Origin of the sequence: Corallococcus sp. AS-1-6, assembly GCF_020037015.1 — a bacterium.
In the GTDB taxonomy this organism is placed as follows: domain Bacteria; phylum Myxococcota; class Myxococcia; order Myxococcales; family Myxococcaceae; genus Corallococcus.
On record NZ_JAIQDE010000005.1, the window covers coordinates 187,405 to 206,029 of the forward strand.

Below are 18,625 nucleotides of genomic sequence, written 5' to 3' on the forward strand. Positions count from 1 at the left end.
GCACGGCATGCGGCAAGGGCGCGGTGGCGGAACGGGGGCGGGATGGAGCGTGGTGCTGGTGCTCGTGGCCGGACTGCTGGGGACCGGTTGCAGGCGCGAGGCACCTCCGCGGGCCGCGACACCCGAAGAGGTGAAGCGCGGGCGCGCCTTCTTCCAGCGGGGCCAGTCCCCCCAGGGCTCGCCGCTCACCGGCTTCCTGGGGCCGGAGCGGGTGGAGCTGGAGGGCGCCGTCGCCGCGTGCGCCCGCTGCCACGGGCCCTCCGGGCGGGGCAGCCGCGAGGGTGGCGTGGAGGTGCCGGACATCACGCCCGGCTCGCTCCAGCACGCGCGCGCGGTGGGACTGGAGGACATCGAGGACCGCTCCCGCCCCGCGTACACGCGCGCCACGCTGCTGCGCGCCATCATGGAGGGCGTCTCCGCCAGCGGCCGCCCCCTGGGCGTGGCCATGCCGCGCTACGCGCTCGCGAAGGCGGACGCGGACGCCCTGCTCGGCTACCTCCAGACGCTGGACGCGGCGCCGGATCCCGGCCTCTCCGCGACGACGCTCACGGTGGGCGCGGCGCTGCCGTTGACGGGGCCGCTGGCGCCGCTGGGGCAGGAGATCCAGGCGGTGGTGCGCGCGGTGTTCGCGGACGTGAACGCGCGCGGTGGCATCTTCCGGCGCAGGCTGGAGCTGGTGGTGGAGGACGACGCGGCGCTGTACGCGACGGCCGCCTCCCCCGCGGGCGCGGACGCCACAGCGCGGCTGCTGGAGCGGGACGTCTTCGCGCTGGTGGCCAGCCTCCGCCCCGCGCGGCTCGCGTCCGACGCGAGGCTGGAGCGCGAAGGCGTGCCGCTGGTGCTGCCCCTCCCGCTGGAGCCGGGGCCGCCGCCGGACGAGGGGCCGGTGTTCCTCCTCTACCCGGAGCCCTCCGCGCTCGCCCGGCTCGCGGTGCAGCACCTGGCCAGCACGGGGGAGCCCCGGCTGCGCCGGCAGCCGCTCGCGGTGGTGCACCCGGACGACGCGGCCGGCCGCGCGTGGTGGGAGGCCGTGCGCGCGGAGGCCGGGCGACGGGAGCTGGCCACGCCGCTGGACTGGGGCCTCGCGCTGGATGAAGCGGAGCCGGGGCCCGCCCCCTTCGCGGTGCTGTACACCGGCACGTCCGACGGGCTGGCCTCGCTCTTGAGGACGCTGGCCGCCCGCGCGCTGGCGGTGCCGGTGTTCGCCCCGGCGGCGCTCGCGGATCCGCGCCGGCCGGAGCACACGGGGGGCCAGGTCACGTTCCTGTCTCCCGTGGGGCTGGGCGAGCACGCGCCCGACCTGGAGGCGCTGACCGCGTTCATGGACCGGCACGGCATGAAGCCCGGCCACACCGCCTTCCAGTTGGGGGCCTACGCCGCCGCGAGGGTGTTGGTGGAGGCCGTCACCCGCGCGGGCGCGGACCTCACGCGCGCGAGCCTGCAGCAACAACTGGAGTCCCTGCGCGACTTCGACACCGGGGTCTCTCCGCCGGTCAGCTTCGGCGTGAACCGGCGGGTCGGCGTCCAGGGCGCGCAGCTCGCGACGCTGGAGGCAGCGACGGGGCGCCTGCGGGCCGCGTCGGATTGGATTCCCCTCTCACCCTGAGGCCCGCTCGTCCCCGGGAGCCACCACCGGCAGCTCCAGCACGAGCTCCGCTCCGGGAGCCGTCCCGGGCGCGACATAGGCCCGTCCCCCATGCCGCCGCGCGACCTCGCGCACGATGGCCAGGCCCAGCCCCGCTCCGGGGCTGGGCTCCGCGCCCGCGACGCGGTGGAAGGGTTCGAACACCGCGTCGTGCTCCGCCAGGGGAATGCCCGGGCCGGTGTCCCGCACGCTCACGCGGAGGCGTCCCGACTCCTCCGAAAGCCGGACGTGGATGTCCCCACCCTTCGGGGCGAACTTGAGGGCGTTGCCCAGGAGGTTGTCCACGGCCTGCCGCAGGCTGCCCGCGTCGAACGGGGCCTCCACCCCGGCGGGCGCGTCCAGGTGGATGAGCAGCCCCCGCTGCTCGGCCGCCGCGCGGGCCCCCTCCACCGCCTGCGTCAGGAGCAGGGCCAGGTCGCCCTTCTTCCAATCCCACGCACCGCGCCCCGCCGTGGCCATGTCCAGCAGCGAGTCGGCCAGCACCGCCAGCCGGTCCACCTCCGTGCGCGCGTCCTGGAGCGCGACGCGCAGCACCTCCGCGCTCCGCTCGCGCCGCAGCGCCAGATCCAGGCTGGTGCGCATCAGCGCCAACGGCGTGCGCAGCTCATGCGCCGCGTTCGCGATGAGCCGCTCCTGCGCCTCGCGCGCGCCGCGCACGCGGGCCGTGGCCTCGCGGAGCGCCGCGCCCACCTGGCCTATCTCGTCGGTGCCCGGGCCCTCCGCCGGGGACAGCGTGAAGTCTCCTTCGCGCAGCCGCTCCAGGTTCCGGGCGATGGCCGCCAGCCGCCGTGACAGCCGGCGTGCCAGCAGGGTCTGCACGATGAGCAGCGCCCCGCCCATCACCGCCGTCAGGGAGAACGCCATCCGGAAGAACGAATCAACCGAGCGGTCCACCTGTCCCAGCGAGGCCAGCAGCCGCAGCCCGTACCACTCCCCTTGCGGCGACCGCACGTTCACCATGACCTCGCGCCACCGGCTTCCGTCCGGGGACACCTCGGTGGTCAGCGTGGGCTCCCCCTCCCGGGTGCCCGGCACGCGGCGCGGCGGCTCGGGCGCGCCCTCGGAGACCGGCGGATAGCGCATCACCAGCCGTCCATCCGATTGATAGAGGTAGCCCTGCGGGGCGAAGGGGCGCACCTGCTCCACCAGCGGAGAGACGGCCATGTGGAGGTGGACCTTCTGCCCGGGACCGTCGAAGAGGCTCACGCTCTCCACCGCGGCCTGCGCCAGCAGCGCGCGATCCAACGAGCGCTCCAGGTCCGCGCGGAACAACTGCCCCGCCACCGCCAGCGCGCCCAACGTGGCCAGCGCGGGCAGCAGGGCCCCGTGCAACCACAAGCGCCGCGCCAGCCTCATGCGGGGTGGCCGCCGGACGGCGCGACCACGAGCTTGTAGCCCACGCCCCGCACGGAGCGGATGGACACGTGCGCGGCCCCCAGCCGCTCCAGCTTCGTACGCAAATAGCCCACGTACACGTCGAGCACGTTGGCGCTGCCGTCGAAGTCCGGCCCCCAGGTCTGCTCCATCAGCCGCGCCCGCACCTGAGGCTCACCGGGGTGCCGAGCCAGGGCGCTGAAGAGGGCGAACTCGCGCGCGGTGAGTGACTCCTCCCGCGAACCGATGCGCAGGATGCGCCGGCCGGGCTCCAGCACCAGCTCGCCCAGGCGCACCACGCCGTCCTTTGTTTCGCCGCGGCGCCCCAGCACCTCCAGCCGCGCGAGCAGCTCCTCGAAGTCGAAGGGCTTGACCAGGTAGTCGTCCGCGCCTGAGCGAAGGCCCTTCACCTTGTCGGCGGTGGTGCCCCGCGCGGTCAGCATCAGCACCGGCGTGCGCACGCCGGCCTCGCGCCAACCCTTGAGCAGCGTCATGCCATCCGTGTCCGGCAGCGACCAGTCGAGGACGATGACGTCGTAGTCCTCCGGGCTGCCCAACGCGAGCGCCTCGCAGCCCCGGGAACAGACATCCAGGGCGTGCCCCTCCTCCCCCAGGCCCTTGCGAAGCAGGAGCACCATCTTCGCCTCGTCCTCGACGAGCAGAAGTTTCATGCGCTGTGCCGCCTCCTCGAACCGTGCCATTCGGACCCGCGGTGTTACGGATTGTTTCATGGCCGCCTACTTGGGGACCAGCCTCCCTCGAAGGCAGGTGGAACGCGCGAGGCCCCCCTGTCCGTCACCTGAATGTCACACAGCGCGATGAAGCGGCCCCGGCTCCGGGGCATGCTCACGGTCCAGAGCCTGGGAGGCCCTCATGACGGTCGACGTGGAGCGAGCGCTGGCGGAGGTGTTGCCGGCGGAGGCGGTCGTCACGGATCCCGACGTGCTCGCGGCGCACCGGCGCGACCAGGCGGAGTGGGCGCCCTCGGGCATGCCGAGGGTGCTGGTGCGGCCCGCGTCCACGTCCGAAGTGCAGGCCGTGCTGCGCGTGGCCACGGCGCTGCGCGTGCCGGTGGTGCCCCGGGGCGCGGGCTCGGGCCTGTCGGGGGGCGCGAACGCCAGCGACGGCTGCATCGTCCTGTCGCTCATGCGGATGAACCGCATCCTGGAGGTGGACCGGCGCGGCCTGCTGGCCGTCGTCCAGCCCGGCGCGCTCAACGGCGCGGTGAAGGCCGCCGCCGCGGAGCAAGGCCTCTGGTACGCGCCGGATCCCGCGAGCTGGGAGTTCTCCTCCATCGGCGGCAACCTGGCCACCAACGCGGGGGGCCTGTGCTGCGTGAAGTACGGCGTGACGGGCGACGCGGTGCTGGGGCTGGAGGCGGTGCTCGCGGACGGCACCGTGGTGCGCACCGGCGGGCGGACGGTGAAGAACGTGGCGGGCTATGACCTGACGCGCCTCTTCATCGGTTCGGAGGGCACGCTGGGCGTCCTCACGGAGGCGACGCTGCGGCTGCGGCCCCGGCCGCCGAAGGCGACGACGCTGGTGGCCGCGTTCCCCACGCTGATCAGCGCGGGCACGGCCGTCTGCGACATCATGGAGCGCTCGCGCCCGTCCGTGCTGGAGCTGATGGACCGCACCACCGTGCGCGCCGTCGAGGACTGGAAGCCCATGGGCCTGGACGTCACCGCGGAGGCCCTGCTCATCGCGCGCTCCGACGCGGGCGGAGTGCAGGGAGAAGAGGAGCTGGCGTTGATGGTCGCGGCCAGTGAGCGGGCCGGCGCGACCACCGTGATGAGCACCGCCGACGAGACCGAGGGCGAGGGCGAGCTGCTCATGGGCGCCCGGCGCTTCGCCTTCCCGGCGCTGGAGCAGCGCGGCGCCACGCTGCTGGATGACGTGGGCGTGCCCGTGGTGCGCATCCCGGAGCTGCTCGCGGCGGTGGAGCGCATCGCGCAGGAGCACGGGGTGCTCATCGGGACGTTCGGGCACGCGGGCGACGGGAACATGCACCCCACCGTCGTCTTCGACCGGAAGGATCCGGCGGCGCTGGCACGGGCGAAGGAAGCGTTCGACGCCATCCTGCACGCGGCGCTGGCCCTGGGCGGCACCATCACGGGCGAGCACGGCGTGGGTTCCCTCAAGCGCGGCTTCCTGGCCGCGCAGTTGGGCCCGGAGACGCTGCGTCTTCACCGGGCAATCAAGGGCGCGCTCGACCCGCTGGGCCTGCTCAACCCCGGCAAGGTGCTGTGATTCCGGCGGGTTGGCGGCGGCGCGGGGGAAAATAAATCCGGTGTCGATCCCACCGGGGCGCGTTCGTCGCGTGGATGAAGGCGACGTTCACCTCATCCCTTTCTTCCGCCAGGAGACGCACCATGGGCACCAAGATCTTCGTCAACCTCCCCGTCGAGTCGCTGGACCGCGCGGTCGGTTTCTTCACGAAGCTGGGCTACACGTTCAACCCCCAGTTCACCGACGCCAACGCCACGTGCATGGTCATCAGCGAGGACATCTACGTGATGCTGCTGGTGAAGCCCTTCTTCAAGACGTTCACCCCGAAGGAGGTCGCGGACGCCACGAAGACGACGGAGGTGCTCATCGCCCTGTCCCAGGAGAACCGCGCCGCCGTGGACGCGCTGATGGAGAAGGCGCTGGCGGCGGGCGCGAAGGAGACCAAGGAGAAGACGGACATGGGCATGATGTACCAGCGCAGCTTCTGCGACCTGGATGGCCACCAGTGGGAGCCGTTCTGGATGGACCCCGCCGCCGTGCAGCCGCAGCCGTGATTCACAGGGGGCGCTTCATGCCCTCGTGGCGGAGGTCGGCGGCACGGGCGACGCGGAAGGTGGTGGGGGCCATGGCCCTCCAGCCTGCCCGGAAGCCCGTTCCAGCCTCAAGCCGGTGAGCCGGGCTCCACCGGAGCCGGGGCCTCCACGTCGATGCCATCCCGGCGCAGCGCGTCCGTGCTCGCCGCCTGGGCCAAGGTGCCGGGCGGGTTGTCATACCAGCCCGGGTCCTTGTCTCCGTCCAGGCGCTCGCGGACCTTGAGCACGGTGAACATGCCGCCCATGGTGATGTAGTCGTGCTTGCCCTGGCGTCCCATCATGGGGATGGAGTTGGACGGGACAGGCATCCCCATCTCCCCCATCCGCGCCATGCCCGACTGGCCCATCGTCATGTAGCCGGGCAGCAGCGCGCGCACCTTCGCGTCCAGCGCCCCCGGCTTCACGCCAATCATGTTGGGGGAGCCATGGCCCATCTGGTTCATCATGTGATGGGTCATATGGCAATGCAGGGCCCAGTCGCCGGGCGCGTCCGCCACGAACTCGATGGCGCGTGCGCTGCCCACGGGGACGAGCACCGTCGTCTCCGGCTGCTGCGCGGACTCGGGGACACGCCCGGCGTCAGTCTCGGTGATGCGGAAGTGAAAGCCATGCAGGTGGATGGGGTGGTGGTTCTGCGGGCTCAGGTTGCCGAGCCGGATGCGCACCCGCTCCCCCTGGCGGACGACGAGCGGCTCGGTGCCCGGGAACGCCTTCGCGTTCATGGTGAGCACGTTGAAGTCCGTCATCTCGTTCGGATTGGGCCGGCTGGTGCCTGCGTCGATGCGCCACTCATGCAGCAGGATGACGAAGTCCCGGTCGACGCGGGGCCCCGTGGGCCGACGCGGGTGGATGACGAACATGCCCGTCATGCCGAGGCCGATCTGCGTCATCTCGTCATGGTGCGAGTGGTACATGTTCGTCCCTGACTGACGCAGGGTGAACTCGTACTGGAACGTCTCACCAGGGGGGATGGCCTTCTGGTTGAGGCCGCCCACGCCGTCCATGCCGTTGGGCAACAGGATGCCGTGCCAGTGCACGGTGGTGGGCGCGGGCAGCCGGTTGGTGACGTAGATGCGCACCCGGTCTCCCTCCACCGCCTCGAGGGTGGGCCCGTGGACCCGGCCGTTGTACCCCCAGCAGGAGGCCTTCAGACCGGGCGCGAACTCGTGCTCCACCTCCTCGGCGACCAGGTGGAAGACCTTCGCGCCATCCACCACCTTCCACGGCAGCTTGGAGCCATTGGGCACCACCACGGGCCGGTAGTCCCGGCCGGGCATCCCGGGGCGCAGCCAGTCTTGCCGCGCCTGTCGTGGGCTCGTGCTTGCGGCGGAGCCCTCGTGAGGCCCCGGGACTTCCGACCGGGCATGGGCCGCCGAGCCGCCTAGCAGCATGGCGCCCCCTGTGAGCGTGGCGCCCGCTGTCGCCAGCATGCTCCGCCGGGTCAGGGTTCCCGGTCCTCCCGCCTCGGGAGGGCCTCCAGCGTGCTCGGTCTCAAGGGTGCGGGTGCTCATGGGGACCTCGTGGCCATGCCGCGATGGCAGCCAGGATGAGGACCCCTGTCGATGTCCCGCGGTCCATGGGGTTCACCACCTCACGGCTCCGCCAGGGATTCAGACGGCAATCCACCGCCTACACCGCCGTCCTCCGCGGGCTCGGGCAGGCCATCCTCCAGCGCCGGCAGCAGCTTTTCCCTGGGGAAGCTCGAACCTGGGAGGCATTGCCATGAGGAAGCTTGGATACGGACTGCTCGTCACCACGGGGCTGCTCTTCGGACCGCTCGCCGGAGCCCAAGGCACTCCGAGCCCCGGGCGCCAGACGAACGCGCCCGCGCAGCAGCAGACCGGCTGCCCCTGCGGGATGATGGGCCATGGCATGGGCGGAGCGGGAATGAGCTGCCCCATGCGCGGCAAGGCGGACGTGAAGGTGGAGCAGACGCCGACAGGGGCCGTCCTGCGGCTCACCGCGAAGGACCCCGGTCAGGTCGACGACGTCCAGCGCATGGCGGAGAGGATGCAGCGCTGCATGAGCGGAAGCGGCACCCCACAACAGGGGCAGCCATCCTCGCCCGGTCAGCAGCAGCGCTGACGAGCGCGCCCTCCACGTGGCGGCCTCGCTAGAGGGAGAACCTCACGCCCACCCGTTCATGCAGCAGATGAACGCTCGTGCCGAGCAGCCGCACGTAGGTATAGGCAACGCCCAGGTTGAGCGCGAACCACCGGTTGGGGTGCCACTCCACCCCGGCCCAGACCTCCGGGAAGGCGCCCAGGCGCGACTCGAAGTTGGGATCATCGGAATCGCCGTCGTCGTCATCGAAGTCGAGGTCGAGCGATTGCACGGTGGTGACGAGCGGGAGCCCCAGAAACGCCCTGCCCGCTCCAGCGGCGCCGAGCTTCAGCCCGCCGCCGAGATACGGAACCCATCGCTGGTCCGCATCGGAGCGCCAGCGGTAGAGCAGCCCCGGCGTGAGGCCCAGCTCGGAGAAGGTGGAGTCCCCGGAGCCGCCTGCCGCCAGCTCCAGCGGCAGGCGGAACGCCCACCGGGTACCGAGATCCACCTGGAGCGCGGCCTGGAGGCTGATGCCTACCGCCGCTCGGCCTCCCGAGAACGCCTGCACGGGCCCCACTGCCAGGGGCTCCAGATTGACTCCCGCACCGAAATAACCCGAGCGCGGCACGTCAGCCGAGGGCGCGGTCGATGCGAGGACGACGACAAGAAGCGGTGCGAGCGTCACTTCATCTCCAAAGGTTCGGAAAGGAGTCTCAGGCCAGCCGAGGGCCGCGGAGCCACCGCCCCGACTCTACCTGGGTCACCCGGCCCGAGCCACGCGGTCACCGCGCGTCGCCGCATCCAGCAGCCGCCCCGAGGGGCCGCAGCCACCGTGCGAACAGCAGCGCGAGCAGCACCCAGAGGGTGATGATGACCGCCCCCGCGGCCCAGCTCGTCTTGCGCGTGTTCGCCTCCTGGCGGGCCCTCTCCCGGCATTCGGCGAGCACGGCGGGAGGGATGAGCCGGCGGACGAGAAGGATGCCGAGTGGGACGAGGAGCAGGTCATCGAGCAGGCCGAGGACCGGGATGAAGTCTGGGATGAGGTCCACGGGGCTCAGGGCGTAGGCGACCACAGCGGCCGCGAGGAGCTTCGCGTACCAGGGGACTCCGGGGTGCCGGGCCGCGATGAAGAGCGCCGCCACCTCCGTCTTGAGCTGCCGGACCTTCTGTCTCCACCGTTCCAGGCGCTTCATCCTCGCGGGAGTCCAAGCCGAGGCCGGACGTTCCACCGCGCGTGTGTGGACGAACCGACGACAGGTGAGCATCGGTTTCGCGCCTGCACTTGTTATCGTGCGCGCCCATGAATGAGCCCACGGCCGTGACGGATCCTCGCATCGGCTCGGTTTTGCAGGAGCGCTACCGCATCATCGAGCGGCTCGCCGCCGGTGGCATGGGCATGGTGTACCGGGGCGAGCGGCTGGAGGTGGGCAAGCCCGTCGCCATCAAGTTCCTGCACGCGTGGGCGGCGCGGGATGACGACTTCCGCAAGCGCTTCCAGGTGGAGGCGCGCGCGATGAGCCGCCTCACCCATCCGTGCTGCGTGTCGGTCATCGACTTCGGCGTGGATCAGGAATCGCCGTACATGGTCATGGACTTCGTCACCGGCGAGACGCTGCGGGCGCTGCTGCGCGACGGCCCGCTGCCGCCGGCCCGGGCCCTGAGCGCCGTGCGGCAGGTGCTCGCGGGGCTGGCCCATGCGCACGACCAGGGCATCATCCACCGCGACATCAAGCCCGAGAACATCATCGTCACCCACGCCGTGGGGCTCGGGGAGCAGGTGCGCATCCTCGACTTCGGGCTCGCCAAGCTGCGCGACGAGGTGACGGGCCTCACGTCGGGGATGATGCTCGGGACTCCGTCCTACATGGCCCCGGAGCAGATCCACGGCGAGCCGGTGGGTCCGCCCACGGACCTGTACGCCACCGGCGTGCTGCTCTACGAGCTGCTCACCGGGAAGAAGCCCTTCAACGCCACCAGCAACGCGGAGCTGCTGCGCATGCAGCGCGAGGTGACGCCGCCCCGGTTGCGCGACGCCGCCCCTGACGCGGGCTTCAACGCGGAGCTCGAAGCGACGCTGGCGAAGGCGATGGAGAAGGCCCCGGGGGATCGCTTCCAGTCCGCCACGGAGTTCCTGGCCGCGCTGGAAGGGGCCGGGACAGGTCCGGAGGTGCGCTCCGTGGCGCCCGTGGCCAGCGATGCACCGGGGGCGGTGCGTGCCTCCTCGCCCACGCCGTCACGTCCCAAAGAGGAGGTGCTCGCGACCCGGAACGCCCGGGCGCAGCCCCGCGCGACGCCGGTGGGTGTTCAGGCCGAAGCCCGCGCTCCGGAACCCGCGCCGGTGGCTCCGACGGAGGCCGTGGCCAGGAAGGAGGAGTCCGAGGCCACGGTCCGCTCTGGCCCCGGTACGCCCCCGCCCGCCCGGAGCCGCTCTCGCCGGGTGGTGGGAGGCGCGGTGGTGCTCTCCGTGGTCGCGGTGGGTCTTGGCGGGTGGGCGTTGATGTCCAGGTCCGCGGGCCCGGCGCCGGTGTCCCCGGAGCGCCCGTCACCCAAGGCCCCGGTGGAAGAAGAAGCACGGGTGGAGGCTCCAGCGGGCGCCACGGCCTGGCAGCCCGTCGTGGAGCAGCTCCCGGGCATCGACGACGTCCATCGGTTGATCAAGGCGCAGCGGCGGGACGCGGCCCTGGCGGCGTTGAAGAAGCTGGCGGCGAAGTACCCGACGAGCGCCTACGTCCGCTACCTGGAGGGGAACGTCGACTTCGACAACCTCCGCTGGGTGGATGGCGTGGCGGCCTACCGGGCGGCGCTGCGCAATGACGCCGCGTACCGAAACGCGCCGGTCGTCATCCAGGACGCCATCCGCTGCCTCGTCAGCGACCGGTTCCACGGCACCTGCGAGGACTTCCTCCGCAAGGACCTGGGCGAGGCCGCGGTGCCCTCGCTGGAGGAGGCCGCCCGCGAGCACCCCATGGCCAGCGTCCGGACCCGGGCCGCGGCGCTGCTCCGCCAGCGTGGGACGGAGCGACGGGAGTGAAGACGGCTCGGGCGCCAGCCGTTGCCTTCTGATCACGCGGAGGGGACTCGCGGACACTGACCCCGTCAGGGGGGCAGGGAGTATCCAGGCGCTGTCCCCATGAGAGTCCATTCCCGTTGCGTCGTGCTGTTTGTGATGGGATTGATGCTGTGTGAGCTCGGGTGCGCGACCTGCCCCCTGGGGACGCCCCCCTCCCCGCGCAATCCAATCGCGGGGGCTTCGAGCATCATGCACTGGAGCAAGCCCCAGCGGCTCTCCACCGGACCGTCGCTGTCCTGGGAGCACACGCGCGTGGTGGCGGGCCCCTCCGGGAGCGCGATCGCCGTCTTCGCGCATGTCACGACGCAGAACGCGCCCTACGACTACACGGCGCTCTACGCCAGCCGCTATGCCGCCACGTCCGACACATGGACGCCCGAGCAGCCGCTCCAATCCCAACCCGGCCACGTTCTCCGGAGCAGTCTGGCCGCGGATGAGCAGGGCAATGCCATCGCTGTCTGGCTCCAGCAGACCCCGGCCGGCGACACCCTCTTCGCGAGCCGCTTTGCGGCGGCGACGGGCCAATGGAGCCCCGCGCTACAGCTCACGTTCCCCCTGGACGACACCCCCACCCTGCGGCTGGCCATGTCCCCCACGGGCGACGCGGTCTTCGTCTGGACCACGCTCTGCAAGACGCTGTGCAAGCCCGCCGAGCACCGGGTGATGGCCATGCGCTACGCGGCGGCCAGCGACCGGTGGATCCAGCCGCCGGTGCCCCTCAACTCGGCGCGTGACACCCCGTCGCTCTGGCCCGCCGCCGCCCTCGATGTGAACGGCAATGCGCTCGTGTTGTGGCAGCAGGCGGATGCCCGCGGGACCCAGGCCATTCATGGCAGTGCGTTCAACGCCGACAAGCTCCAGTGGTGTGGCGACTCGATCCTGAGCCGGACGAACTACGGCGCGGCCTCGACGCCCGCCATCGCCATGGACGCGGCGGGCAACGCGATCGCCGTCTGGCCACAGCAGCTTTCGACGCTGGACGGCAAACTGATGCAGGGAATCGACTCACGCCGCTACGACCGTGCGAGCAACACATGGCAGCCCTCCGAGCGCATCGATTCGCACATCTCCGATTACGGAGGCATGTTCAACCCATCCATCGTCATCGCGACGAACACGGGCGATGCATTGGCCGGCTGGCTGTACCTCCCCCACCCTCCGCCCCTGACCGGAGCCGCCGAGGGGCGCGTGTACCTCGCGGCGAAGGACGACTGGGACATCCGTCCGCGCTTCGACCGCAGCGTCGATCCGAACAACCCGCGGCTCGGAGGCACCGTGCTGGGCGGCTATCCCGTGCTCGCCTCCGACCCGGCCGGTGACCAGGTCGCCTTCTGGGCCCAGTCCGACCACACGGCCTGGGCGAGCTACCAATACGCCCCTGGCAACTTCCGGGCCCCGGAACCCCTGCGGTCCGCCCCGGGAGCCGTCGTGGGCGCCATCACGGGGGCCATGGACCTGAACGGGCACGCCACGGCCGTGTGGATCGAGACTTCCGCGGACGGCGACAGCCTGTGGGTGGCGCGCTACCAGTAGCCCTGGCGCCCAGGCAGGCAGCCTGTCCAGGGTCGAACGCCGGCAGGCGCCCCCTCCCGTGGCCCCGTCAGGAAGGGCCCCCGGCACCCCGTCCGAAGTTCTTGCGGTGACGGCCTCGGCCCGGTATACGGGCGGGGCTTCACGGCCAGGTAGCTCACCTGGTTAGAGCGGCGGTCTCATAATCCGCAGGTAGTCAGTTCAAGTCTGACCCTGGCCATCAAGCAGCCCCGGAGTCACTTTCCCAAGTGATTCCGGGGCTTTTTCTTTTCCACCACGCCCGCGTCCTCCCCCATTCGGGGGATTGGAAGTCCCTTCCTGGCGCGGTCCGATTCGCTCCGTCCCGATGCGCAGCACCCACGCTCCGGGGGGAGTTCGCACGATGCTGGACGAGGGAATCGACTCGAAGGCCCGGGCTGCGGCCATCCGCTGGGCGCGCTGGCGGCTGGGCCCCCTTGGCTTCGCGGACCTCATCACCCGGGTAGACACCTCCGTGCTCCGTTACGGGCGGCTCGTCACCCGGTACGCCGTCCGCACCGGCACCTGGGCGGAGGAGGCCTACGCGGGAGGCGTGAACACGAGCCGGCACTCCCGGTCGTCCGCCCCCGTCCGGCTCGAAACGCTGGATCTGTGGAGCGGTTCTCCCGAGGCCCTCGCTGAGCAGTCGTCGCACCTCGTGTCCTGCGACCCCTGTCAGGGCGCGGGACAGGTCACCTGCCCCACCTGCGATGGCTCCTTGCGCGCGGATTGCTCCGGCTGTGGCGGCTCCGGCAGGCGGATGAGCAGGGCCCGCAAGAACTACAGCATGGTCACCTGCTCGGATTGCCGAGGCAAGGGCACGAAGAAGTGTCTTCGCTGCTCGAAGGGGCTCGTGAGCTGCGGTCCCTGCCGGGGTTCGGGGACCCTGCGCCGGTGGTTGGAGGTGACCACCGTCCAGCGCACGCTTGTTCGCGCCTGGCCGGATGAGAAGGCCCTCTCCGCGCACAAGGGCCTCCTGGAGGATTCCCCGCGCGCCCGCCAATGGCAGGGCGCCCAGGCCCTGGCCTCCGTTGAACACGCCGGCCCGCTGCCGGACATGAAGGTGGGGGAAGCGGCCCGGTCCGCGGGGTTTGCCTCCGCACGGTCCTCCCTGGAGCCGGAGCTGGAACCGCTGCGCGGACGGATCCTCTCCCAGACCTTGGATGTCTTTGAAGCGCCCTCCGCCACCGTCTGTTTCGAGTTCGCGGGCCGGACGGGCTTCGTCCACCTGCTCGGGCGCGACCTCAAACCCACCCGGGCCCGTGACACGTCGTCCTTCCACAAGCGCTTCTGGGCCCTGCTGGGCACGGCGGTCGCGGGCTTCTTCGGTGTGCCCTTCCTGGCAGCCGCGTTCTCGGGACGTCACGCCTTCTACGATGAGCCCTCCCAGAGCGGACTCGCCATGCTCGCGATCCTTGGACTCTGGCCCGGGACCTGGTGGTGGGCGGCGACATGGCTGCGGCGTCGCAGGACCGGCGGAGCGGAATCCCCCGCGCGGTGGCATGACCGGATCGGCATGGGTCTGACGGGAGCCTCCGCGCTCGTGCTCGCGGGATGCTTCCTGTTCATCCAACCATCGGTCTCCGAGCTGGCCCGCCTCACGACCGCGGGACGGCTCCGCGAGGCCGGGCTTCATGCGGACCTGCTGGAGTCACGTGGCGAATCCAGTCCCGCCTACGTCGAGGCACGAAATGCGTTCGTGCTGGCGCGGCTCCCGGGCATGGACAACCGCGCGGCGATCGCGCTCATCCACCACTACATGGGCTCCCGGAACGGCACCGCTCCGCTGGAGGCCGAACTCTGGAAGCTGCGCGAGGCCTGGGCCCACGACGCGCTGGCGCGAGGCGAGGAAGGGCCGGTGGAGGCGGAACTGGAAGCCCTGTCCATCGAACGGGCCCCGGCGTCCGTCCTGGACGGGCTCCGCACCAGGCTGGAGGACTTCCGCATCACCCAAGGAAAGGCGGCGCTGGAAAAGGGAGACCTGGCCAAGGCAATCCAGATTCTGTCGCGCATCCAGGCCCGGACGCTCGTCTCGGAGCGCCCCGAACCACTGCTCACCCAGGCCTACCTGCTCCAGGCACACGCGTGCCCTGCTCGCGATGTGCGCTGTCGCGCCACGGCCCTCCACGACGCGGTCGCGGTCGACCACGGCGAAACAGCCCGGACGGCTCTCACATCCTTCCGAGGCACGGAGCTCTCCCGGCTGGCCCGGGCCGCCGGCAGCCATACGGGAGGCCTCGGTGCTTCGCTGCGCGAGCTTCGGAGCGCAGACGAGGATGCGAGCGTGCTCCTCTCGGTGCTCGGCAGTGATGCCGAGGTGACCGCGGCGCGGGCCGCGCTCCTGGGTCGCAAGGAAGCGCTGCTGCGGGACCGTTTTCCGCTCAATGAACCCGTGGAGGTCGCCCAGACGTTGCTGGGGCCCTCCGGCCTGGAGATGCAGCGTTCCGATGTGTTGCGCGTCGTGGACGCGCCCGCTGGCACGCTCACGTACCTGTTCGTCGGCCAGGGCATGACCCGTGGGCTCTACGTCACCACGCCGGAGCATGGGCAGACGGGGCTGGCTCCCACCGCGCTCCAGGAGGCCGTGAAGCGCTTCACGGGCCAGGAGTTCTCCGCGAAGGACCTCGTGCGTTCCGGCAAGGGTGTGGCCCATGTCCCAGCGCGCCTGGGGCGGCATGCGGCCCTGCTGGGATGGCACAACGACACGCTGGTCGAGGCACAGATTGGACGGGTGGAGCCATGAGACGTGGCGGGAAGATGGTGCTGGGATTGGGGCTCATCGCAGGACTCGTGTGTTCGCATCTTGCGTGGGCACATCCGGGACGGACCAACAGCTCGGGCTGTCACAACGAACGGGCCACGGGGGGTTATCACTGTCACGGAGGAGGAGGCGGCGGCCGTGGAGGCTGGAGTGAGCTCGCGGAAACCCCCACGCGCCTCAAGGTCATCGCCATCCCGCGTGCTCGCGTATGGGTCAACGGCGCCTTCGTGGGCATGTCCCCAACGCCCGCGATCCGGGTGGAGGGCACGAAGGTCAAGGTGTTGTTGGAGCATGCGGCGTTGGGCCGCTACGAGACGACGGAGACGATTGAACCGGGAGGGACGACCGCACTGACGGTGAGGTGGTAGGCGAGCGCCGACAAGGCCCGTCTCCAGGTGAGGAACGTCCACGTCCGAAAACGGCCAGACTTCGAGGACCCGCCGTGGGAGGTTTCCCCCATGAACGGCCTGGACCCCGCCGCCTGCTACCGCGCGCTGACGACGCGGGACTCCCGCTTCGACGGGCGGTTCTTCACCGCCGTGAAGACGACGCGCATCTACTGCCGCCCCATCTGCCCGGCTCGCGCACCCCGCTTCGAGAACTGCACGTTCTACCCCTCCGCCGCAGCGGCCCAGGAGGCCGGCTTCCGGCCGTGCCTTCGCTGCCGGCCGGAGACGTCACCTTCCCTGGCTCCCTGGCGCGGCACTTCCGTCACCGTCTCGCGCGCCCTGGCCCTCATCGCGGAGGGCCTGCTCGACGCCGAGGACGCCAGCGTGGACGTCCTGGCGGGCCGGCTCGGCGTCGGGGACCGGCAGTTGCGGCGGCTGTTCCAGCAGCACCTGGGCGCCTCTCCGGTCGCCGTGGCCCAGACGCGCCGCGTGCTCTTCGCCCGCCAGCTCATCCACGAGACCGCCCTCTCCATGTCCGAGGTCGCCCTCGCGTCCGGCTTCGGGAGCGTGCGGCGCTTCAACGCCGTCTTCCAGTCGCTCTACGGCCGGCCTCCGAGCGCCCTCCGCCGGGCCCGGGCCGCCCCTCTGCCGTCCGCCGGCCCCGAGGTGACGCTCCTCATCCCCTACCGGCCTCCCTACGACTGGGACGCGATGGTGGCCTGGCTGTCAGCCCGCGCGCTCACCGGCATGGAGCACGTCGAGCCCGGCCGCTATCTGCGCACCTTCACGAACGCCTGGGGCCAGGGCGCCATGGAGGTGTCGCCCGCTCCGGGGCTCGACGCCCTGCGCGCCACCCTGCGCGTCAGCGACGTGCGGATGCTGCCCTCCGTCGTCGCCCAGGTCCGGCGCGTCTTCGACGTGGGCGCGGACGTGGAGGCCATCCGCGCGCACCTGTCGACGGATGCCCTGCTCGCGCCCCTGCTCGCCGCGCGTCCCGGCCTTCGCGCCCCGGGCGGATGGGACGGCTTCGAGCTGGCGGTCCGCGCCATCCTGGGTCAGCAGGTGACGACCACCGCCGCGCGGCAGTTGGGGCAACGGCTCCTGGACTCCCATGGGGAACGCCTGGACCCGGCGCTCACCGGCGATGCCCGCCTCCTGCGCGCCTTCCCCCGTCCCGAAGCCCTCGCCACGGCGGAGCTCACCGGCATGGGCATGCCGGCGGCTCGGGCCCGGGCAATCACCCAGCTCGCGGCGGCGGTCGTGGCGGATCCCACGCTGTTCCAGCCCGGCCCGTCGCTCGCGGACACCGTGGCCCGCTTCACACGGCTGCCCGGCATCGGCGAGTGGACCGCCCAGTACATCGCCCTGCGCGCCGTCCGGGAGACAGATGCCTTTCCCGCCTCCGACGTCGCCCTGCTTCGCGCCGCGACGGAGGCCGGAGGCCCACGGCCCACGCCTGAAGCGCTCCTCCAACGCGCCGAAGCCTGGAGCCCCTGGCGCGCCTACGCCGCCCAGCACCTCTGGACCTCGGTCGCGCTCCAGCGCGACCTGCCGTCTCGCACCAGCACACGCGCCGCCGCCTCCCCTTCCCGCCGGAAAACCCATGCCTGACCGCCAGCGCTTCTTCATCGATTCCACACCCACCCCCGCCGGGGTGGCGCTCCTCGTCTGTGATGAGCAAGGCCGCCTGCGCGCGCTGGACTGGGAGGGCTACGAGGCCCGCATGCACCGGCTCCTGCGCCTGCACTACGGCGAGGACGGCTGGGTCCTCGAACCCGCTCGCGACCCCTCGGGCCGCACCTCCGCGCTCCATGCCTATCTGCGCGGAGACCTGAGCGCCATCGCCTCCCTCCCCGTGGAGACCGGCGGCACGCCCTTCCAGCGCGAGGTCTGGCGCGCCCTCCGGGAGATTCCCGCGGGGACGACGACTACCTACGGCCGGCTCGCTGAACGCATCGGACGGCCCAAGGCCATCCGCGCCGTGGGCCTGGCCAATGGCGCCAATCCCATCAGCATCGTCGTCCCGTGCCACCGCGTCGTCGGTGCCAATGCCTCACTCACCGGTTATGCAGGAGGCCTGGAACGCAAACGCTGGCTGCTCAATCATGAGCAGACGCACGCCTGAATCCCTCTCACCGGAGCGCCCACGCATGACCGCCCGTCCCGACACCGCCCCCACCTTCCGCGCGCTGCACCAGGGAACTGAACTGCTCATGCTCCCGAATGCCTGGGACGCCGGCAGCGCCCGCCTCTTCGAGAGCCTCGGCGCCAGGGCCATCGCCACCACCAGCGCGGGCGTCGCCTGGGCCCTGGGCTACGCGGACGGCAACGCGCTGCCCGTGGACGCGCTCGTCCACACGGTCCGCGCCATCGCCCGCGCCATCCGCGTCCCCCTCACCGTGGACGCCGAAGCGGGCTACTCGGACGACCCGGCCACCGCCGCGGAGAACGTGGCCCGCCTCCTGTCCGAGGGCGCCGTGGGCTGCAACCTGGAGGACGGCAACGGTCCTCCGGAGCTGCTCGCCGCGAAGATTGAGCGCGTGAAGCAGGCCGGCGCGCGACTGGGCGTGGACGTCTTCGTCAACGCGCGCACGGACGTCTACCTGCGCAAGCTCGTGCCGCCCGAGCGCCGCGTCGAGGAGACCCTCGCCCGCGCCGCCCGCTACCAGCAGGCCGGCGCGGATGGCCTCTTCGCCGCGGGCGTCACGGACGCGGCCGAGATCCAGGCCATCACCCGGGGCACCCCACTGCCCGTGAACGTCCTCGCGCGGCAGGACCTCCCCGCTCCGGCGGAGCTGCGACGGCTGGGGGTGCGGCGGCTCAGCGCCGGCTCCGCCATCCCGGAGGCCCTCTGGGGCCGGGCCGGTGCGCTCGCCTCCGCCTTCCTCCGCGAGGGACACTCCGCGAGCCTGTTCGAAGCCGCCGCCAGCTACCCGTCCCTCAACGCGCTGATGAACCCGAAGTAGCCCC

Annotated in this window: 16 protein-coding genes, 1 tRNA gene and 1 pseudogene; 13 read left to right on the forward strand and 5 right to left on the reverse strand. The window is 71.7% G+C overall.

Going from position 1 to position 18,625, the window contains the following annotated elements; genetic code table 11:
- Window positions 1-7: 7 nt before the first annotated feature.
- Complete coding sequence (locus K8612_RS09290; RefSeq protein WP_223762017.1) at window positions 8-1,606, forward strand: ABC transporter substrate-binding protein; 1,599 nt, start codon at window positions 8-10, stop codon at window positions 1,604-1,606.
- On the opposite strand, the gene K8612_RS09295 is transcribed toward K8612_RS09290, so the two are convergent.
- Complete coding sequence (locus tag K8612_RS09295; protein WP_223762018.1) at window positions 1,598-3,001, reverse strand: sensor histidine kinase KdpD; 1,404 nt, start codon at window positions 2,999-3,001, stop codon at window positions 1,598-1,600. The two genes, K8612_RS09290 and K8612_RS09295, sit on opposite strands and share 9 nt — an antisense overlap.
- Window positions 2,998-3,690: a response regulator transcription factor gene (locus K8612_RS09300; protein WP_223762019.1), complete on the reverse strand. Its 693-nt coding sequence runs from the start codon at window positions 3,688-3,690 to the stop codon at window positions 2,998-3,000. Before K8612_RS09300 ends, K8612_RS09295 begins: the two co-directional genes overlap by 4 nt.
- Window positions 3,691-3,892: 202 nt before the next feature.
- Here K8612_RS09300 and K8612_RS09305 point away from each other — a divergent pair, with 202 nt between their 5' ends.
- Both K8612_RS09305 and K8612_RS09310 read left to right on the forward strand, forming a co-directional pair.
- On the forward strand, window positions 3,893-5,269 hold the full coding sequence (locus K8612_RS09305) for an FAD-binding oxidoreductase (RefSeq protein ID WP_223762020.1): 1,377 nt from the start codon (window positions 3,893-3,895) through the stop codon (window positions 5,267-5,269).
- Window positions 5,270-5,391: 122 nt separating this feature from the next.
- Window positions 5,392-5,802 carry a VOC family protein gene (locus K8612_RS09310; protein WP_223742060.1) on the forward strand — a complete coding sequence of 137 codons (411 nt, stop codon included), beginning with the start codon at window positions 5,392-5,394 and terminating at the stop codon, window positions 5,800-5,802.
- A 107-nt stretch (window positions 5,803-5,909) separates the two neighbouring features.
- Here K8612_RS09310 and K8612_RS09315 read toward each other — a convergent pair whose 3' ends face one another.
- The gene (locus K8612_RS09315) at window positions 5,910-7,118 is read right to left on the reverse strand and encodes a copper oxidase (RefSeq protein ID WP_306799633.1); all 1,209 of its coding nucleotides are present in this window, start codon (window positions 7,116-7,118) and stop codon (window positions 5,910-5,912) included.
- A 445-nt stretch (window positions 7,119-7,563) separates the two neighbouring features.
- On the opposite strand from K8612_RS09315, the gene K8612_RS09320 reads away from it, so the two are divergent.
- Window positions 7,564-7,926: a hypothetical protein gene (locus K8612_RS09320; protein ID WP_223762021.1), complete on the forward strand. Its 363-nt coding sequence runs from the start codon at window positions 7,564-7,566 to the stop codon at window positions 7,924-7,926.
- A gap of 28 nt (window positions 7,927-7,954) precedes the next feature.
- On the opposite strand, the gene K8612_RS09325 is transcribed toward K8612_RS09320, so the two are convergent.
- Together K8612_RS09325 and K8612_RS39505 are read right to left on the reverse strand one after the other, a co-directional pair.
- Window positions 7,955-8,464, reverse strand: a complete 510-nt coding sequence (locus K8612_RS09325) for a hypothetical protein (RefSeq protein WP_223762022.1) — start codon at window positions 8,462-8,464, stop codon at window positions 7,955-7,957.
- Window positions 8,465-8,669: 205 nt separating this feature from the next.
- Window positions 8,670-9,080 (reverse strand): DUF1232 domain-containing protein, encoded by a 411-nt coding sequence (locus tag K8612_RS39505; RefSeq protein WP_373692092.1) that lies wholly within the window; start codon window positions 9,078-9,080, stop codon window positions 8,670-8,672.
- A gap of 125 nt (window positions 9,081-9,205) precedes the next feature.
- Here K8612_RS39505 and K8612_RS09335 point away from each other — a divergent pair, with 125 nt between their 5' ends.
- From K8612_RS09335 to K8612_RS09370, 9 genes and pseudogenes are all read left to right on the forward strand, one after another.
- Window positions 9,206-10,918, forward strand: coding sequence for a serine/threonine-protein kinase (locus K8612_RS09335; RefSeq protein WP_223762023.1), 1,713 nt, complete (start codon window positions 9,206-9,208; stop codon window positions 10,916-10,918).
- Between the two features lie 228 nt (window positions 10,919-11,146).
- Window positions 11,147-12,490 (forward strand): hypothetical protein, encoded by a 1,344-nt coding sequence (locus K8612_RS09340; protein WP_223762024.1) that lies wholly within the window; start codon window positions 11,147-11,149, stop codon window positions 12,488-12,490.
- 143 nt (window positions 12,491-12,633) lie between these two features.
- Window positions 12,634-12,707 (forward strand) — tRNA-Ile (locus tag K8612_RS09345).
- 162 nt (window positions 12,708-12,869) lie between these two features.
- Window positions 12,870-15,248: a zinc finger-like domain-containing protein gene (locus tag K8612_RS09350; protein ID WP_223762025.1), complete on the forward strand. Its 2,379-nt coding sequence runs from the start codon at window positions 12,870-12,872 to the stop codon at window positions 15,246-15,248.
- A gap of 14 nt (window positions 15,249-15,262) precedes the next feature.
- A pseudogene (locus K8612_RS39510) lies at window positions 15,263-15,376 on the forward strand (YHYH domain-containing protein); the annotation flags it as partial.
- A 123-nt stretch (window positions 15,377-15,499) separates the two neighbouring features.
- The gene (locus K8612_RS38835; protein WP_255652015.1) at window positions 15,500-15,634 is read left to right on the forward strand and encodes a hypothetical protein; all 135 of its coding nucleotides are present in this window, start codon (window positions 15,500-15,502) and stop codon (window positions 15,632-15,634) included.
- Window positions 15,635-15,724: 90 nt separating this feature from the next.
- Window positions 15,725-17,266: an AlkA N-terminal domain-containing protein gene (locus K8612_RS09360; RefSeq protein WP_223762026.1), complete on the forward strand. Its 1,542-nt coding sequence runs from the start codon at window positions 15,725-15,727 to the stop codon at window positions 17,264-17,266.
- Window positions 17,259-17,780 (forward strand): methylated-DNA--[protein]-cysteine S-methyltransferase, encoded by a 522-nt coding sequence (gene ogt / locus K8612_RS09365; RefSeq protein WP_223762027.1) that lies wholly within the window; start codon window positions 17,259-17,261, stop codon window positions 17,778-17,780. The genes K8612_RS09360 and ogt overlap by 8 nt, the downstream gene beginning before the upstream one ends.
- A gap of 25 nt (window positions 17,781-17,805) precedes the next feature.
- On the forward strand, window positions 17,806-18,621 hold the full coding sequence (locus K8612_RS09370) for an isocitrate lyase/phosphoenolpyruvate mutase family protein (protein WP_223762028.1): 816 nt from the start codon (window positions 17,806-17,808) through the stop codon (window positions 18,619-18,621).
- The last annotated feature ends 4 nt before the right edge of the window (window positions 18,622-18,625 follow it).

Excerpts from the sequence above, each read along its gene's own strand:
- K8612_RS09290 (WP_223762017.1), top strand. The coding sequence starts at position 8 with ATGCGGCAAGGGCGCGGTGGCGGAACGGGGGCGGGATGGAGCGTGGTG.
- K8612_RS09295 (WP_223762018.1), bottom strand. The coding sequence starts at position 3,001 with ATGAGGCTGGCGCGGCGCTTGTGGTTGCACGGGGCCCTGCTGCCCGCG.
- K8612_RS09300 (WP_223762019.1), bottom strand. The coding sequence starts at position 3,690 with ATGAAACTTCTGCTCGTCGAGGACGAGGCGAAGATGGTGCTCCTGCTT.
- K8612_RS09305 (WP_223762020.1), top strand. The coding sequence starts at position 3,893 with ATGACGGTCGACGTGGAGCGAGCGCTGGCGGAGGTGTTGCCGGCGGAG.
- K8612_RS09310 (WP_223742060.1), top strand. The coding sequence starts at position 5,392 with ATGGGCACCAAGATCTTCGTCAACCTCCCCGTCGAGTCGCTGGACCGC.
- K8612_RS09315 (WP_306799633.1), bottom strand. The coding sequence starts at position 7,118 with ATGCCCGGCCGGGACTACCGGCCCGTGGTGGTGCCCAATGGCTCCAAG.
- K8612_RS09320 (WP_223762021.1), top strand. The coding sequence starts at position 7,564 with ATGAGGAAGCTTGGATACGGACTGCTCGTCACCACGGGGCTGCTCTTC.
- K8612_RS39505 (WP_373692092.1), bottom strand. The coding sequence starts at position 9,080 with ATGAAGCGCCTGGAACGGTGGAGACAGAAGGTCCGGCAGCTCAAGACG.
- K8612_RS09340 (WP_223762024.1), top strand. The coding sequence starts at position 11,147 with ATGCACTGGAGCAAGCCCCAGCGGCTCTCCACCGGACCGTCGCTGTCC.
- K8612_RS09350 (WP_223762025.1), top strand. The coding sequence starts at position 12,870 with ATGCTGGACGAGGGAATCGACTCGAAGGCCCGGGCTGCGGCCATCCGC.
- K8612_RS38835 (WP_255652015.1), top strand. The coding sequence starts at position 15,500 with ATGTCCCCAACGCCCGCGATCCGGGTGGAGGGCACGAAGGTCAAGGTG.
- K8612_RS09360 (WP_223762026.1), top strand. The coding sequence starts at position 15,725 with ATGAACGGCCTGGACCCCGCCGCCTGCTACCGCGCGCTGACGACGCGG.
- ogt (WP_223762027.1), top strand. The coding sequence starts at position 17,259 with ATGCCTGACCGCCAGCGCTTCTTCATCGATTCCACACCCACCCCCGCC.
- K8612_RS09370 (WP_223762028.1), top strand. The coding sequence starts at position 17,806 with ATGACCGCCCGTCCCGACACCGCCCCCACCTTCCGCGCGCTGCACCAG.